The organism is Arcicella sp. GW821-FHT09D11, assembly GCF_059416265.1.
The window spans coordinates 331,989-348,108 of the sequence record NZ_JBWKOV010000001.1 but is presented as its reverse complement, the minus strand read 5'-3'; the positions used below and the strand labels follow the sequence as shown (position 1 = coordinate 348,108).

The 16,120-nt window shown below is 35.3% G+C and carries 11 protein-coding genes; 6 read left to right on the top strand and 5 right to left on the bottom strand.

Going from position 1 to position 16,120, the window contains the following annotated elements; all coding sequences use genetic code 11:
- Nucleotides 1–37: 37 nt before the first annotated feature.
- Nucleotides 38–1,312 carry a glutamate-5-semialdehyde dehydrogenase gene (locus tag AC07N0_RS01335; protein ID WP_494587823.1) on the bottom strand — a complete coding sequence of 425 codons (1,275 nt, stop codon included), beginning with the start codon at nt 1,310–1,312 and terminating at the stop codon, nt 38–40.
- Between the two features lie 98 nt (nt 1,313–1,410).
- Between AC07N0_RS01335 and AC07N0_RS01330 the strand changes: the two genes are divergently transcribed.
- The 4 genes from AC07N0_RS01330 to AC07N0_RS01315 all read left to right on the top strand — a co-directional run bounded on the left by AC07N0_RS01330 (nt 1,411) and on the right by AC07N0_RS01315 (nt 4,001).
- Nucleotides 1,411–1,833 carry a (4Fe-4S)-binding protein gene (locus tag AC07N0_RS01330; protein WP_494587822.1) on the top strand — a complete coding sequence of 141 codons (423 nt, stop codon included), beginning with the start codon at nt 1,411–1,413 and terminating at the stop codon, nt 1,831–1,833.
- 70 nt (nt 1,834–1,903) lie between these two features.
- The gene (locus AC07N0_RS01325) at nt 1,904–2,605 is read left to right on the top strand and encodes a pirin family protein (protein WP_494587821.1); all 702 of its coding nucleotides are present in this window, start codon (nt 1,904–1,906) and stop codon (nt 2,603–2,605) included.
- 70 nt (nt 2,606–2,675) lie between these two features.
- Nucleotides 2,676–3,413: a dioxygenase family protein gene (locus tag AC07N0_RS01320; protein WP_494587820.1), complete on the top strand. Its 738-nt coding sequence runs from the start codon at nt 2,676–2,678 to the stop codon at nt 3,411–3,413.
- Between the two features lie 75 nt (nt 3,414–3,488).
- The gene (locus AC07N0_RS01315) at nt 3,489–4,001 is read left to right on the top strand and encodes a hypothetical protein (RefSeq protein ID WP_494587819.1); all 513 of its coding nucleotides are present in this window, start codon (nt 3,489–3,491) and stop codon (nt 3,999–4,001) included.
- A gap of 10 nt (nt 4,002–4,011) precedes the next feature.
- Here AC07N0_RS01315 and AC07N0_RS01310 read toward each other — a convergent pair whose 3' ends face one another.
- The 4 genes from AC07N0_RS01310 to cmk all read right to left on the bottom strand — a co-directional run bounded on the left by AC07N0_RS01310 (nt 4,012) and on the right by cmk (nt 10,814).
- On the bottom strand, nt 4,012–5,661 hold the full coding sequence (locus tag AC07N0_RS01310) for a CotH kinase family protein (protein WP_494587818.1): 1,650 nt from the start codon (nt 5,659–5,661) through the stop codon (nt 4,012–4,014).
- Between the two features lie 17 nt (nt 5,662–5,678).
- Entirely contained in the window at nt 5,679–8,933 is a 3,255-nt protein-coding gene (locus tag AC07N0_RS01305) for a hypothetical protein (RefSeq protein ID WP_494587817.1), read from the bottom strand.
- Nucleotides 8,934–9,040: 107 nt separating this feature from the next.
- Nucleotides 9,041–10,099, bottom strand: coding sequence for an NAD(P)/FAD-dependent oxidoreductase (locus AC07N0_RS01300; protein WP_494587816.1), 1,059 nt, complete (start codon nt 10,097–10,099; stop codon nt 9,041–9,043).
- A gap of 31 nt (nt 10,100–10,130) precedes the next feature.
- A complete protein-coding gene (gene cmk, locus AC07N0_RS01295; protein WP_494587815.1) occupies nt 10,131–10,814 on the bottom strand; it encodes a (d)CMP kinase in 684 nt (227 codons plus the stop codon).
- A gap of 207 nt (nt 10,815–11,021) precedes the next feature.
- On the opposite strand from cmk, the gene ade reads away from it, so the two are divergent.
- A complete protein-coding gene (gene ade, locus AC07N0_RS01290; RefSeq protein WP_494587814.1) occupies nt 11,022–12,671 on the top strand; it encodes an adenine deaminase in 1,650 nt (549 codons plus the stop codon).
- Between the two features lie 232 nt (nt 12,672–12,903).
- Nucleotides 12,904–16,074: a SusC/RagA family TonB-linked outer membrane protein gene (locus tag AC07N0_RS01285; protein WP_492800424.1), complete on the top strand. Its 3,171-nt coding sequence runs from the start codon at nt 12,904–12,906 to the stop codon at nt 16,072–16,074.
- Nucleotides 16,075–16,120: the final 46 nt, after the last annotated feature.

Below are 16,120 nucleotides of genomic sequence, written 5' to 3'. Positions count from 1 at the left end.
TTATTTATTTTCTTCGAAATGCCAATTTATATACACACTACCATCTTACTTGCCCGTCCCCTGTAATCACCCATTTCTCAGTTACTAATTTTTCTAAAGCAAATGGACCACGTGCATGTAATTTCTGAGTTGAGATTCCGATTTCAGCACCCAAGCCAAACTGTCCGCCGTCTGTAAAACGGGTAGATGCATTGGTATAAACCGCAGCAGCATCTACTTCAGTCGTGAATTGTTCTGCCAATACTTCATTAGTAGTGAGAATAGCCTCTGAATGACGGGTAGAATGTTTACGGATATGTTCCAAAGCCTCCTCAATGTTTTTTACAGTTTTGATAGAGCATTTGAAATCAGTAAATTCTTTACCAAAATCATCCTCTTGAGCTTTTTGCAAATAAGGATAATTGCTTTTTGACAATACCTCGAACGATACTTCATCTGCAAAAATCTCTACTTCAGCTTTGGCAAAATCTTGAACAATTAAAGGCAAGAATGTAGGAGCAATGGTTTCATCAACAATGATGGTTTCCAATGAATTACAAACCGATGGTCTTGATATTTTAGCATTGGCTACAATTTCTTTCGCTTTTGTTAAATCTGCCGAGCTTTCTACATAAGTATGACAAACACCTGCACCTGTTTCAATAGTAGGTACTAACGAGTTTTTACGAACAAACTGAATCAAAGATGCCGAACCTCTTGGAATAATTAAATCCACAAAACGAGTAGCTGTCAATAATTCTTTTACCAATTCTCTGTCGGTTGGTAAGAGCGTAATACAAGCAGGATTGACACTAAATTCTTGTAAAACCTGATGAATCAAGCTCAATAAGTACGAATTGGTATCAAAAGCATCCGAACCGCCACGCAAAACTACTGCATTTCCAGAACGAATACACAGTGCCGTTACATCAACTGTTACATTAGGGCGTGCTTCATAAATAATTCCGATTACGCCCATCGGAACAGCTATTTTTTTGATTTTTAAACCGTTATCTAACGTTTTTTCTAGTAAAGTTGCACCTGAAGGGTCGGGGAGTACCGCTATTTCTCTAATGCTTTCTGCCAACGCTTCAATACGACTTTCATTTAATACCAGTCGATCATACTTAGGGTCAGATAAATCCATACGGATTAAATCTTTCAAATTTTCAGCGATGATTTGAGCTTTGTTTTCTAATAAAACCACTGCCAAACGCTCCAGAATTGCTTTTTTCTTTTCATCCGTCAAACGTCTCATTTCTCCAGATGCCGCATGGGTTTTCTCTAAAAGAGGAATGATTGTTTTTGGAAGTGCTAAAGTTTCAAGTTCCATTGTTTTTCTGATTAACAAAATTCAGCGTAAAGTTCGCAAAGTTTTTAGAATGTATTTAGATTTTTTGTAATATCGTTTGAACAAAGCCCAATATATTCATGGAAATCACGAAGAAATATACAAACGGTGAAGTAACCGTGGTTTGGCAACCTTCAAAATGTATTCATTCTACTATTTGCTTCAAAAGCCTGCCTACTGTTTTTAATCCTAGGAAACGTCCATGGGTAACGCTAGAAAATGAGGATACTAATACGATTGTTGAACAAGTAAAAGCTTGTCCATCTAGTGCTTTAAGCTATTTTATGAATAATGAAAGTAAACAAGAAAGCCATTCCACAGAAACTACTTTAGTAGAGGTGCTACGAAACGGTCCATTGGTAGTTTATGGAAATTTAAAGGTAAAGGATAACGAAGGTAACGAATCCACGCAAAGCGAGAAAACTGCCTTTTGTCGTTGCGGGGCATCAAGCACCAAACCTTATTGTGATGGCACACATGTGAAAATTACTTTTGAAGGATAGGTAAAGCAATAGGAGGGCTCAATTTGATGTATTCTCTTTTAAAGAAAGGAAAAATAAATTTTCATGAATCATGCTAGAACAAAACGAAGCTAGGATATTTCTTGCAGAAAAAAGAGGACTTACGATTGGAACAAATTCCAGAAGATTTCATACGTTCAATGATGAGCCGTATGCTGAGAAAAGTAGTATTCCTTTTGGAAACTTAAAAGTATTGAATGATGAAGTGCTTGGGGCTGAGCAGACACATTTTATATTTTTTCTCAAAGAAAATTCAATCTTAATCCTTCTTCCTATTGTTGGAGGATTGGCTATTAGAGGTAATGAAGAGACAGAATACATTGTTGCTGGGCAAGTAGCCGTGCTTACAAGAAAAATGGGCGATGTCGTTGTCCTTGAAAACCCTTATGCTGATAAATCAGTAAACTTTTTACAGATACAACTAAGCATCAATAATATTGATTCACTAGCTGGTACTGACGATATTATTAATCTTTCACTTGAAAACAACAATCAATTATCAAATTTTGGGTCTGCCAATATTTCAATGGCTATTGGGCAATATGATGGACGTAATGAGGGTGTTTATCAATTGAAAACTCCTGAAAATGGCTTGTTTGCTTTCATAATCGAAGGAGCTTTTGAAGTACAAAACAGGCTTTTAGAAAAGAAAGACGGACTAGCTTTATGGGCACTTGCCGCTAATGCTGAGATAGAATTTGAGGCTCTTTCAAACAATGCAATTATCTTATTTATTGAAGTCCGATTAAATTAATTTAAAAGCCAGCCAATAAAGCTTTCTTAAATGGTGTATTCTGTGATGAACCCCCTTAAATGTTGATCAAATGAAAAGAATAGATTTTTTAAGAAAAAGCTTTGGCTCTTTAGGTGCTGTAGCGATAGCCGTTCCCTTAATAACAGCCTGTAAAGAAGATGATATCGTTGCTAATACAACTACCACAACTACAGGTGGAAGCGTAGATACTACTATTACACCATCAAGCTGTTCAGTTACAAATGCTGAAACAGAAGGCCCTTTTCCTACAAAGTCTCCTGCTACATTAATTACTAAAGACATTACTTCTGATAGAACAGGTACCCCGCTTACTATCAATATTATTATCAGAAATGTAAACAATAGTTGTAATATTTTAGCCAACGCTATTACAGATATTTGGCATTGTGATGCCGCAGGTGAGTATTCAGAATACGGAGGAACTGGTATGCAAAAAACGAATTATACTTCTGTACATTTTTTAAGAGGAAGACAAACTACTGATAGTACAGGTGTGGCAAGTTTCAAGAGTATCTATCCAGGATGGTATTCGGGAAGAGCGCCGCATATCCATGTCCATGTATATAATGCTTCGGGTACTTCTTTATTGGTTACACAAATTGCATTTCCTGAGAATGTTAGTGCCGTAGTGTATGCCCAAGGCGTTTATGCTAGTCATGGACAAGCTGATACTAAAAATGCTACAGATAATGTTTTTGGAGATGGTTTTACTAATGAAATGTCAACAGTAACAGGCAGTGCGGCAGAGGGATATGTATTGGTTCACACGATTTATGTAAAGGCTTAGGCAATTAACTATTCATATTCATGAAAGAGGTTTTGGATAATACTTTCCAGACCTCTTTTTAAATTATATCAAATAATGCCACAAGGACAAGTAAGATTTGCTTTTAGGATAGTTATTAACCAACATTCGCGTACTGCATGGGAAAAATATATCTGGGAGAGTACCTATCAAGAATTTTTGATGCAATCTCAGCTATATAATAATAAGAACGAGCCACTCCTTACCTTCAAAGAAATACTCAGCAAAGACGAAAACGCTGAAAAATTGCATTTTTTGATAAGCATGGCAGCGCATCCCTATATCCTACAATGGAAGGGTAAAATATATCACTTGGCTGATAACCTTGGTAATAATTTTATGCCCTTCAATAATTACCAAATGGATATTATCGATTCTAATATTAAAGATATCAAGGCACATGAAATAGGCATAACGTTTTATACTCCTTTGGTTTCTTTAATTGATATTTGGGATGGTCACTATTTGATTTCTTTAGATGAAAATCTTCAAAATCTTAGCGAAGGACTTTCTACCATGTTGTTTAAATTACAACCTCGTTTATCCGTCGCTTTTTATAAACCTAGTTGAAAGTAGCTGTTTATTTTTTGAGCAATTTCACTCTTTCAACAGGAATGCCATCTAATAGATAATTCAATATATAAGTGCCAGCAGAAAGGTTTTCTAAGCTTGCTGATACCTGATAAGTATTGCTGTTTTGTATTTCATCTACTAAGGTTTTTATCATTTTTCCATTGATGTCATACAAAATGATTGAAACATTTCCTTTCTTAAATACCTGATAATCAATCGTCGTTTGGCTCTCTATTGGATTGGGGAATACCCTAATAGGTTTTTCTTTTTCTGCAATATCTTCATTGCCTAATGTTAAGGCAAATGTTTGAAATTGGGTGTCTAGCCACAATGTCCGTATTCTAATCCATTCTTTTAACCAATTTACTTCATCCTGATAAGTAGAACCTACATAATAGTTGGGCCATACATATTTACCCAAAACATTAGGCCATTTATTGAAATTCCTTTTCATGGCTGGCTCTAAGCCAATGGCAGTAGAATCAATCCATTTATTAATGTTTTCTGTTTTGAAGGTAGTTTTACGAAGTGCTTCCCAGCGTTTTACTGTTCTGGTTTTGAAGATAGAATCCTGAGCTAATTGTTGCCACCAGAAGGGTGCAGGATAAAGGTCATTTTTAGGAATCGAAATGTCATTGATTTTATATTGCCACCCCGTAGACTTATAACCATCATAATAGTCAGCATTACCAAAGGCTAGATTATAGTCCCACGCTGGTCCCATTTTCAACTTACCGCCTTTTGTGATTTTTTCTTTATAAAAAAAAGTACTTAGTCTGTATCCATCTACATTTTTGACAAATTCAGTAATCAAGAAATAGTCGATAAAAGTATCTAAATCGCACATTTCACGCCATTTTGCTTCTGGACTCTTAAAATCTGGTGCTAGCAAAGCTGCTTCAAAATCATTGACATATTTTTGGATGTAGTCGAATTGAGGTTGGCTAATATCAGTATATTTTGGATATTCTACCTGAAAGAATGTTTTGTAGTTACCGAAAGGGGTAGTAGTATTGTTTGTCCAGTTTTTAGAAGGAGAGCCAGATGTTTTATCTATTTTCAAAATATAACCACCCGTCACATCATCGCCAGTATTATCGGTTGTTTTTAAACTAGAAATATCAACCCGACTTTTATCTCTTTTGATTTTTTCCATCAAAATATACAAACCTTGATAGTCATTATTCAAAAGCATTTCGCAGTAGCGAGTGCGTGTAGCATATCGCCCCATTTTATTGACTAAGTCGTAAGTCAATACATCACGCATCAACGTCTTATCATTATAAGTGGCATTAAGCACCCAATCTGATTCTTCGGGAAAATTGAGAAAACTAATTTTACGACTTTTACCAGTGGTATCCGCCCATGTTTCAAAGCCATAAGGCTTTTTAGGGAAAAGGTCTTTTGAAGAAGACCCTCTCAGTTCTATGCCAATAAGTCCGTTGTAAATATTAGGAATATCATTTACATTGTTTAGTGAACCTTTCTCATTATGAATTAGCTCCATTGTCGCTAATATTTTGGGTTCGTCAACAATATTTCTCCCTTTAGTATTGACTTTTAAAATAGGAAGATTTGACGTCGTCAAAATTTGACTATTTCCTGAATAGAAACTAAGCGATAATAAAACAGATAATACACAAATTGACTTATTCATATAAACTTTAGGATATTTTAAAAATCATATCCCAAAGTTATATAAGAAATTGGACTTTGTATCTCTTTATTGTCTAGCCCCCAGCCCAAGTCATACTTTACAAAATATCCTAGTATGGTAGTTCTAGCACCTACGCCATAGCCCACCAAGAATGGATTACGAAAATCCGTTACTGTCGCTTGAAATGGATTGGTTGAAGGCCCCTTTACTACGGTATTAAAGCCATTTCTTCTAGAGAATGGACTAGCACCCGTCCAAGCAGACCCCACGTCAGTAAAGCCTGTTAATTGAAGGTTTTTGAAGAAATTATTATAAATCGGGCCACTGTATAAATATTTAGCAATCGGTAATCTTACCTCTAAATTAAATAATAAGTGACTTGTTCCTGATAACTTGTTTACATTAAAGCCACGCAAAGAGGTAGCATAATCTAATAAAAATATATCTTTATTATCAATTTGTGGTTCTTTAGTATTGGCTGTTAAAGGATTAAAAGGGTTTTTAGTATCACCACTTCTATCTTGATACTGAATACCAAGCCAGTTATCCATACCTCCCATTACAGTTTGTTTCGGAGAATTTCCGAAAGAATGTCCTCCCGACAATCTTCCAGCGATGATAGTACCTTTTCCTAGTTTTAGATAATGACGTAAATCAAGATAGATTCTATTATACCCATCCATCGAATTTGTTAGACCAGTATAATGTTCAATTCTGGCTCTGAACCTAGTTCCTTCTAACATATTTACGCCATGACTGATGGTATTGTCGTAAACAAGTTCAATTTTACCTCCTAGATAAGAAGAAAAACCATCTGGCGTAGTCAAATCTACCAAATTCAAAAACCTATTTGCGGTAAATGAAGGTGTTGCCGTAATGCGTGTATTCGTATTAATTGGATAAGAAGCCGCTACTGAAACTCTATTAAAATGATATTTATTGATAGTCGATGATGTCTCTTCTGAAATTGAACGACGGTCAAATCTTATACTATAATCTATTCTATTAGCTAAATACGAATATTCGCCCCATAAATCAGAGTTTTTCAAATTTGGCGTAATAAATATCCCTCCTTGAAGATGGTGGTTTTCAAGCAAGTCGTTCATATTAATCGTTCCTTTCAGCCCAAAACCTCTTTGTGGAAGCGGGTCAACCATAAAATCAAGGTCAGTATTATTGACAACAAAAGGGTTGTTATAATCTGTCGGAGGTTTTATTTTAATGTTTTCTTTACGACTCTGCTTCGCTAAGATTATCTTTTCAACCTTGTTCCTTTTGTCATTTTTCGGAGCTTCAGTACCATTTTGTCCTGAATTTTTTGAAATAGAAGTAATATCAAACGTATAATCGTTTGTATCTATTTCTCCTTTATCAAGTATTAATTTTGGCGTTTTAACAGCAGTATTTGCTGTTTCAGTAGTAGGTGTTGATGATGGCGTAGCGGGTTTTACAGGATTATACGCCGCCTGATTAATGCCATAAAGCCTCACATTTCTAAGCGTATATGGAACATTAGTTTTAGGACTAAAATCAGCTTGTGCTTGATAGGCAATAATATCCTGATTTTTTTCTAAAAATTTGTAAATCAAACTATTAGTGCTGGCTGTATAGTCGAAGTCTTCAATATCATTTCTGAAATTACTTACTTGTGTTACAGTAGAGTCTCCAGCAGTTAAGCGATAAATGTTTTTGATACCACGCTCATCACTTAAGAAATACACCGTACTTCCATCTGATACGATAGGTCTGGTAATAGTTCCTAGTGAATCAACCAAACGCTTTACCGTTTCTTGCTTTGGTTTGCCTTCGTGTAAGAATAAATTAAAATGATTATTTACTTGCTTGTAAGTTCCTTTATCAACATCTAAAGAATCTTTGAGTCTGTTTGAGGTAAAAATAATTTTACCCGCACTGCCTACAAATTGTGGGCTTAAATCATCATATAAATCATTCGTTAATTGCTGTACTTTCCCCCTCGCAATGTCATAAAGAAACAAATCGTTTTGTCCTTTACTGATGGCACTAAGTACTACAGTATTACCATTGTCAGAAATATCAAAATCTTGAACTTGGTCAAAATCACTCAATACTTTTCGGGTAAAAAACTTACCTGTCAAATCTTTATCCGTAATATCAGTAAATACACTCAGCACTACGTCTCCTTGATTCTCATAAATAACAGCCAACGACCCACCTTTAGTCCATGAAAGCAAAGGCGTATTATAATCTACAGATTGTTTAAGTGTTTTATAGCCAGCCGTAAGCAACAAGGCTTTCTTTTTAGTTTTTACATCTAGTATTTCAATGCTCGATTTGCCTAGTTCATTTCTTGAATAAGCAATAAAAGCACCATCTGGACTTATTTTGAATTTACTGATTTTATCAAAACTATTGAATTTACTTTCGTCTATTTTTAAATCGTATTTCAGCGCCTGATAGTTGCTATTATTGATAGCATCATTCATTACTGAATAATATTCACGCCAATCTTTCAAGAACCTAGAAAAAGGAACACCGATAGTACTAGAAATAGACGTTTGTTCATTCCTGATGATTCTGGTTAAGTTCAGGATATTAGCAATATTATCTTTTCCATATTTTTCAGCAATATAATTCCAGATAGACTGTCCAACTAGTTCAGCCTCTCTGCCACTCGCTAAGTTGGGTCTTTTTAAATATTTGTTGTTAATAGCATCACGCATATAAGTGTCCACTTCGGTATTCCAACCTTCAGAAATATAGGCTGTAATCCCGCTCATATACCATTCAGGGACACTAAGCAACAACGAGTTCTGTAAAGACTCTTTGATACTCCCGCCATATAACATATCATGCACAAAAACATGGGCTACCTCTTTGGTAATATGCTTTTTGAAGCTCTCAGCATTGCCAGAATACGCAATTTCGATTCTCGATTTTGCTAAATTTTCCTCACGAATTTCTCTTTCGCTTGAAAGATTTAGCCCCACATTGCTTTGATTGAGGTCTTGTGTGGCATTATACACAAAAATCTTAGTTTTTGTAAATGGCGAATAGCCTAGAATTTCAGTAATTCTATCGAATTCTGATTCAGCCAATTGAACGGCCAAAGTAGCGGTTTGCTGACCCCCTTCGTAAAAATAAATTTCAAAATTTTGCGAAGCCAATACCTTCCATTTGAACGGACGGTATTGAATACGGTTTTTACCGAAAGGTTCTTGTGTAGGTAAAAAATTCTGAGCTAATGAACAAAAAGTAGTCAGAATAAATATTATTGGTAATAGTTTTCTCATTGTTTTAGGACGAAGTTAAAGGGCGTTTCTTCGTATATTAATCATTGCTATATAGAAAATGGGAAGTGCATTTTAAGCCAATTCCCTAATGAACAACGAATAAGCAATCACGAATTCCCAGCTCTTAAATATAACGAAGTAAAACGATTTATATTGACTTCCGGAGAAAGTTCTTTTCCAAAGAGTAAAAATTCTATAAATTGGGTAGCAAAATAGGGCGCAAGTGACACGCCTTTTGACCCTAAACCGTTAAAAATTCCTATTTCTTTAAGCTCTGGATGCATTCCTATGAATGGGCGACGGTCTTTAGTAGCAGGGCGTACACCAGCCAAATGACCGATTACTTCTAAATCTGGTTTCATTAATTTATGGTACTTCATTAATAAATCTTCTTTACCTTGATGTGTTGGTATAAAATCAAGTTCGTGCCAGCTATAAGTTGCTCCGAGCCTAAACGTATTGTTGGATAAAGGAACCACAAAAGCTCCTTGATTAATGATGGTATCTAAACTGATATCTTCAATGGTTACCTCTAACACTTCTCCTTTTACAGGATTGAAAGGAAGGTAATTGAAATAAGGATTTAATCTCGCTTGAAAGCCTTCACAAAAAATAGTCTTACAATTATTAGATAACGCACTTTCAGGATTAAAGTTTTCTTGAAAAAGGATACCCTTTTGTTTAAAAAACGCTCTGAAAGCATCTAATAATATTTTTAAATCTACCCAGCCAGAGTGTTTGGTCGTTACTCCTCCCAACTGACTATTGACAAGGTCTTGGTAGGCGATGTTTTCAAATTCAATAGTAGCAAAATCAGCGAAATTCTCAGGTACTTTATCACTCTTAAAATATTCTTGTACTTCTTCGTTAGGAAATGGGCGATAAATGGGAACTTGATGAAAAAACTTTACTTGTAAAACATCTTCTAATTCAAGATAAAAGTGTTCAAGAAAGGGAAATAATTCATCCGCCATCCAAGTTTTAACTAGTTTTCTACCAGTAACAGGATTGAAAATACCAGCGGCCACCCTTGATGAAGAAGGAATTTCGGGTGCATCAAAAATCTGCACTTTTTTCCCTCTTTGAAGAAGTAAGTAAGCTAATAAAGAGCCTGCCAGACCTTGTCCAACAATTATAAAATCTGTTTCAGCGGATTCTTTACTCATAAGATATATTAGTATTGAGCGGGCAATCTAATTAAAGCCTTTCCAATACGTTTTGGTGTAATTGTAATACAAAATCCACTTGTTCTTCCAATGTCATAAAAGAAGTATCCATCAATACAGCGTCCTCCGCTTGTACCAACGGCCCTTCGGCACGAGTAGAATCCAGAATATCTCTTTTCTTTAAATTATCAATGATTTCATCTAAATCAACCAATTCTCCTTTATCAAGCAATTCTTTTTGTCTTCTTTCAGCACGAATCACAGGGTCGGCTGTCATGAACACTTTCACCTCTGCATCAGGAAATACCTTAGTGCCAATGTCTCTGCCATCCATTACTACACCACGGTGCTTCGCCATTTGTTGTTGTTGAGCCACCATTGCTTTTCTTACTAAAGTAATAGCACTAGTCTCTGACACCATTTCAGAAATATACATTTTCCTGATTTCATCTTCAACATTCAAGCCATTCAGATAAACATCACTTGCTCCTCGATGTTCATTAAATTGAAAGCTAATATGAATTTCAGCAAGTGCCTTTTCTACTTCTTTTGGATTAGTTAACGTAACATGATTTTCATGAAAATAAAGACTAACTGCACGGTACATTGCCCCTGTATCAATAAAAGCATACCCTAATTTAGCAGCAACTCGTTTTGCAGTGGTACTTTTCCCACAGCTCGAATGCCCATCAAGAGCAATAATAACTTTTTTCATTGAAAGATAATTTTGAGGATAAAACAATAAAATGATAATATAAATAGCTTTATTCGCTAGAAAAATTCAATTGAACAACATTTAAATATAAACAAAGATACTTAAATGGGCAGTACAGATAGCTTCTAAATGTTTAAATATATAGATTAAAATTTCGAATAAAACTCATTTTAAGTTAAACAATTGACTTTCAAAAAAATATAAATCATGCAAGTAAAAGGAAATATCATCAACATTTTTGATAAAACAATAAAATATGGAAGTATCGAAGTGCAAAATGGCAACATTAGTAAAATAGAAATACTAGGAGAAAACATCGAGCATAACTCACCTTACATTTTGCCGGGTTTTGTAGATGCTCATGTTCATGTAGAAAGCTCGATGCTTACACCCGTACAGTTTGCTCGTTTGGCAGTAGTACACGGAACAGTTTCAACCGTTTCAGACCCACATGAAATTGGCAACGTGTTGGGCAAAGCAGGCGTAGAATACATGATTCACAATGCTAGACAAACTCCCTTCAAATTTTGTTTTGGCGCACCTCCTTGTGTGCCTGCAACAGTTTTTGAAACAGCAGGCGCCACCATCACACCAGCCGATATTGAAGAACTCTTTCAACAATATGAAGAAATAGGCTATTTAGCTGAAGTAATGAACTTCCCCGGAGTATTGAATGGGGATGCAGATATGCTAGCTAAAATTGCCTTGGCAAAAACCTACAATAAGCCCGTAGATGGGCATGCTCCTGGATTGAGGGGCGAAGCTGCCAAGAAATACATTGAAGCTGGTTGCCAGACAGACCATGAGTGCTTTACGGCAGACGAAGCCTTGGACAAGCTAAAGTATGGCATGAAAATATTAATAAGAGAAGGCTCTGCGGCTAAAAACTTTGATGCTTTAATTGAGCTATTGCCTGAATATTATAATGAACTAATGTTTTGCTCGGATGATAAACATCCAGATAATTTGGTAGAAGGACACATTAATCTACTTGTGTTAAGAGCCTTGGAAAAATTCCCCTCATTATTATTTGAAATTTTGCAAGTGGCATGTGTGAACCCCGTTAAGCATTACAATTTACCAGTGGGCTTACTACAAGAAGGCGATACTGCTGATTTTGTGGTAGTAGAAAACCTAGCGAATTTTAAAGTATTAGCAACATATATTTCTGGCGAAATTGTTGCAGAAAATGGTTTTTCGAAGATTCCTAATTTGCCTAGTGACATTGTAAATCACTTTGATTGTAATTTTAAAACAATTGAACAATTTCAAGTAAAGGCTGAAACGGAAACTATTAAAGTAATAGAAGTATTGGATGGTCAATTGATTACTTTGAAGTCTGAACACCCAGCTATGGTTAAAGGCGATATGGTTGTGTCAGATTTAACAAATGACATTTTAAAAATTACGGTTGTTAATCGTTATCATGATGCCCCTCCGGCCGTTGGATTTATCAAGAATTTTGGATTAAAACAAGGTGCAATAGGATCTTCTGTGGCTCATGACTCTCATAATATTATCGTAGTAGGAACAGATGATGAGTCGATTGTAACAGTAGTAAATATGCTTATTGAAACACAGGGTGGAGTAGCCGCAATTGATGAAAATAAAGCCAAAATGTTACTTAAATTGCCGATAGCGGGCATTATGACAGGCGAAGATGGTTATTTGGTTGCCAAAGAATATTCTGCGATTGACAAATTTGCAAAAGATTTAGGATGTACATTGAATTCACCCTTTATGAGTCTATCGTTTATGGCACTTTTAGTGATACCTAATATTAAATTATCAGACATTGGATTATTCGATGGAGAAAATTTTTCACTAACTAGCTTGTTTATTGAAAAATTTAACTAATTTTAACATTGTAATAAACTCGTAAAGGTTATTACATCATCAACCAAAACTAAAAAAACTATTTCTCTTTGCTTCTTTTAAGGAACAGAACCTCATTATTATGGTCTTTTCCAAGCATTTCTTTGTTTTTTTAGCTATTATTTAAAATCACCCCTTTGTGGGGTTGCTGAAGTTTGATTACAATCTTTTTGTAATATTTCTATTTTTTAATCAACCAAAACTAATCAAAGAAATGAGAAAATTTCTACTCATTACCTCCGTGTTTCTGTTGGCTTTAATCGGGCAAACCTATGCTCAAGATAGGCTAATCACAGGAAAAGTGACAGCAACAGAAGATGGTTCTCCGTTACCAGGAGTAAGCATTACTGTCAAAGGGACTTCAAGAGGTACTACTACAAATGCTGAAGGTGTTTTTAAAATCAGTGTAAGTAATACATCATCTCTAACTTTCTCTTTCATCGGTTTCGACTCAAAGACAGTTGCAGTAGGTACTCAAACCACGCTTAATGTTTCTCTTGGTGCAAATACTTCACAACTTCAAGAAGTAGTTGTTACGGCCCTTGGGGTTACTCGCCAAAAAGAATCTTTGGGTTATAGTACAACAAGTGTGAAAGGTGGAGAGCTTAATCAAGCTAAAGCAGTATCTGTTGCAAGTGCTTTACAAGGTAAAGTATCAGGTCTTCAAATCAATACTGTTAACAACGGTGTTAACCCTTCAAACCGTGTTGTTTTACGTGGTAACCGTTCATTGTTAGGTAATAACGAGGCGCTTATCGTAGTAGATGGTACAGTTGCTCCTTCTGATGTTTTAAATTATTTAAACCCAAATGATATTGATGATGTAACTGTATTGAAAGGTGCTAACGCTGCTGCTCTTTATGGTTCTGATGCATCAAATGGTGCTTTAATTATTACTACAAAGAAAGGTTCTGCTGGAGCTCCAAAAATTTCAGTATCAAACACTACTTTCATTGAGGATATTAGCTTTATGCCTAAGTTACAAGAAAGATTTGGTAGTGGTACAGAATCTTATAGCCGTACTTATATCCCTTTCGAAAACCAATCTTATGGTCCAGAATATACTTCAGGTTCAGTATTTGTTAGCCCAGGTGGTACACAACCAGGTACAGGTGTTGACTTAGGTATGCCTTTAGAAGATGGAACAATCCAAAAAACTCCTTATTCTTACAAAAAAGATTCAAAATTGAAATCTTATGATAAAGGTGTTACCACTCAAAGTGCGGTATCTCTTTCAGTAGGTGATAAATCAAGTACTTTCTTTATTTCTGCTCAACAAAACAATACTAAAGCGATTGTTCCGGGTGATGTAAAGAATCAAACTACTATCCGTACAAATGCTTCGCATGAATATGGTAAGTTTAAAGGTGCTTTCAACATTGGTTATACTACTAACACGATTGATTTCACTACTTCTGATTTTTATAACAATATCTTAAATACAGGTGGACAAGTACCACTTGATCAATATAGAAATTGGAGAGATTTTAAAAATGCAGATGGTTCATTAAACTATGCTAATCCAAATAACTATTATAATGCTTATTTCTACTCACCATTCTTCTTCAAAGATGTAAACCGTAGAAAAGAAGTTAACACTAACTTAACAGGTAACGTTGAACTTGCTTATAAAGCTACTTCTTGGTTAAGTTTCTTAGGTCGTGTTGGTATTACTAAAAAAGACTATAATGGTAAAGCATACCAAGAGAAATTCAAATATAGTGCTTATGCAAAAAGCGTAGCAGATTTCTCTGAAGCTCAGAATGACTTAAATGGTAATGCATTTGACTATAATTCAAGTGAGACACGTTTAAGCTCTGACTTCTTCTTAACAGTAGACAAAAAAGTTGGTAAATTTGCTGGAGTATTTATTGCTGGTATCAATAATAAAGAAATGACTGTTAAAAACGTAAGTACAACAGCCAATTCATTAGTTGTTCCAGGTTTATATAACGTAGGTAACCGTATCGGAGAAGCTGGTGCAGGTGAAAGTGATTTCAAAAGCCGTTTATTTGGTGCTTATGGTGACTTGTCTATTACTTACAATAATTTCCTTTCAGTTCACGTTTCAGGTCGTAACGACTGGTCTTCATTATTGAGCAAACAAAACCGTTCATTCTTCTACCCAGGTGCTGACGTTTCTTTAGTATTAACAGAAGCAATTCCTTCAATGAAAGAATTAACATTCTTGAATTTTGCTAAAATTAGAGGAGCTGCAACTAAAGTGGGTGGTATTAATGTTGGGCCTTATGCGCTTCAAACAACATTTGGTACAGGTAACTTCCCTTATGGTAGCTTAGCTGGTTATTCAGTAGGTAATACATTACCTGACCCTAACTTAACGCCAGAATTTACAACTTCATACGAAATTGGTGGAGAGTTTGGTTTCTTGAATAACAGAGTGAATTTAGAAGTAGCTTATTATACTCAGAAGACTACAGGTCAGACGGTTACAATCTCTACTTCACAAGCTACAGGTTATAATGGAGCTTTGATTAATGCTGGAACAATGGAAAATACAGGTTTTGAATTAGATTTGAAAACTACTCCTATTAAATTGGCAAATGGTTTCAAATGGGATTTCAACATCAACTTTAGCCAAGTAGATAATAAAGTGCTTGAGTTATACCAAGGTATTAACGAACTTAACTTGTCTAACTATTATGGTTTAACTACTGATGCTGCTTTAGGACAAGTATTTGCAACAGTTGGAGAACAATATCCGTTAATTAAAGCAATTGCTTATAAGCGTGATCCACAAGGTCGTGTTATTGTTAACTCTGAAACAGGTTATCCATCAGTTGCTACTGGTTTGAAAACTATTGGTCAGGCTAACCCTAAATACAGATTAGGTTTAACAACAAGCTTGAGATTCAAAGGATTTGGATTTAATGCAGTTGCTGAATATCGTGGTGGAAACTATGTGTATCATGGTTTAGCAAGTACTATGTGGTTTACAGGAGTTGCTGATGCTACTGCAGCTTACGGTCGTGAACGTTTTGTATTCCCTAATTCTGTAATTCAAAATGCTGATGGTTCATATACTCCAAATACAACTGTAACAGTAAAAGATGGTGGTTTAGGTGTATGGGATAGTAACCTTCGTCGTTATGGTGAAAACTTCGTAACAAGTGCTGCTTTCTGGAAACTTCGTGAAATTGCTTTGACGTATGATGTACCTAAGAAAGTTTTATCAAGTACTAAATTTATTAAAAGTGCTTCAGTTGGTTTAGTAGGTCGTAACTTAATTACTTTACTTCCTAAAGAAAACGTTTATACTGATCCAGAATTTGCTAATACAACTTCTAATGCAGTTGGTTTGAATAATACAGGACAGACGCCTCCAACTCGTACTTATGGTTTTACTGTTAATTTAGGATTCTAAATCAAAATATTAAGTTAAATACTTGTCATTCAGATAAATATTTTAC

Bases quoted from the DNA above. Each gene is read 5' to 3' on its own strand.
- AC07N0_RS01325 (WP_494587821.1), top strand. From the start codon at position 1,904: ATGCTAGAACAAAACGAAGCTAGGATATTTCTTGCAGAAAAAAGAGGA.
- AC07N0_RS01320 (WP_494587820.1), top strand. From the start codon at position 2,676: ATGAAAAGAATAGATTTTTTAAGAAAAAGCTTTGGCTCTTTAGGTGCT.
- AC07N0_RS01330 (WP_494587822.1), top strand. From the start codon at position 1,411: ATGGAAATCACGAAGAAATATACAAACGGTGAAGTAACCGTGGTTTGG.
- AC07N0_RS01335 (WP_494587823.1), bottom strand. From the start codon at position 1,312: ATGGAACTTGAAACTTTAGCACTTCCAAAAACAATCATTCCTCTTTTA.
- AC07N0_RS01310 (WP_494587818.1), bottom strand. From the start codon at position 5,661: ATGAATAAGTCAATTTGTGTATTATCTGTTTTATTATCGCTTAGTTTC.
- cmk (WP_494587815.1), bottom strand. From the start codon at position 10,814: ATGAAAAAAGTTATTATTGCTCTTGATGGGCATTCGAGCTGTGGGAAA.
- ade (WP_494587814.1), top strand. From the start codon at position 11,022: ATGCAAGTAAAAGGAAATATCATCAACATTTTTGATAAAACAATAAAA.
- AC07N0_RS01305 (WP_494587817.1), bottom strand. From the start codon at position 8,933: ATGAGAAAACTATTACCAATAATATTTATTCTGACTACTTTTTGTTCA.
- AC07N0_RS01300 (WP_494587816.1), bottom strand. From the start codon at position 10,099: ATGAGTAAAGAATCCGCTGAAACAGATTTTATAATTGTTGGACAAGGT.
- AC07N0_RS01285 (WP_492800424.1), top strand. From the start codon at position 12,904: ATGAGAAAATTTCTACTCATTACCTCCGTGTTTCTGTTGGCTTTAATC.
- AC07N0_RS01315 (WP_494587819.1), top strand. From the start codon at position 3,489: ATGCCACAAGGACAAGTAAGATTTGCTTTTAGGATAGTTATTAACCAA.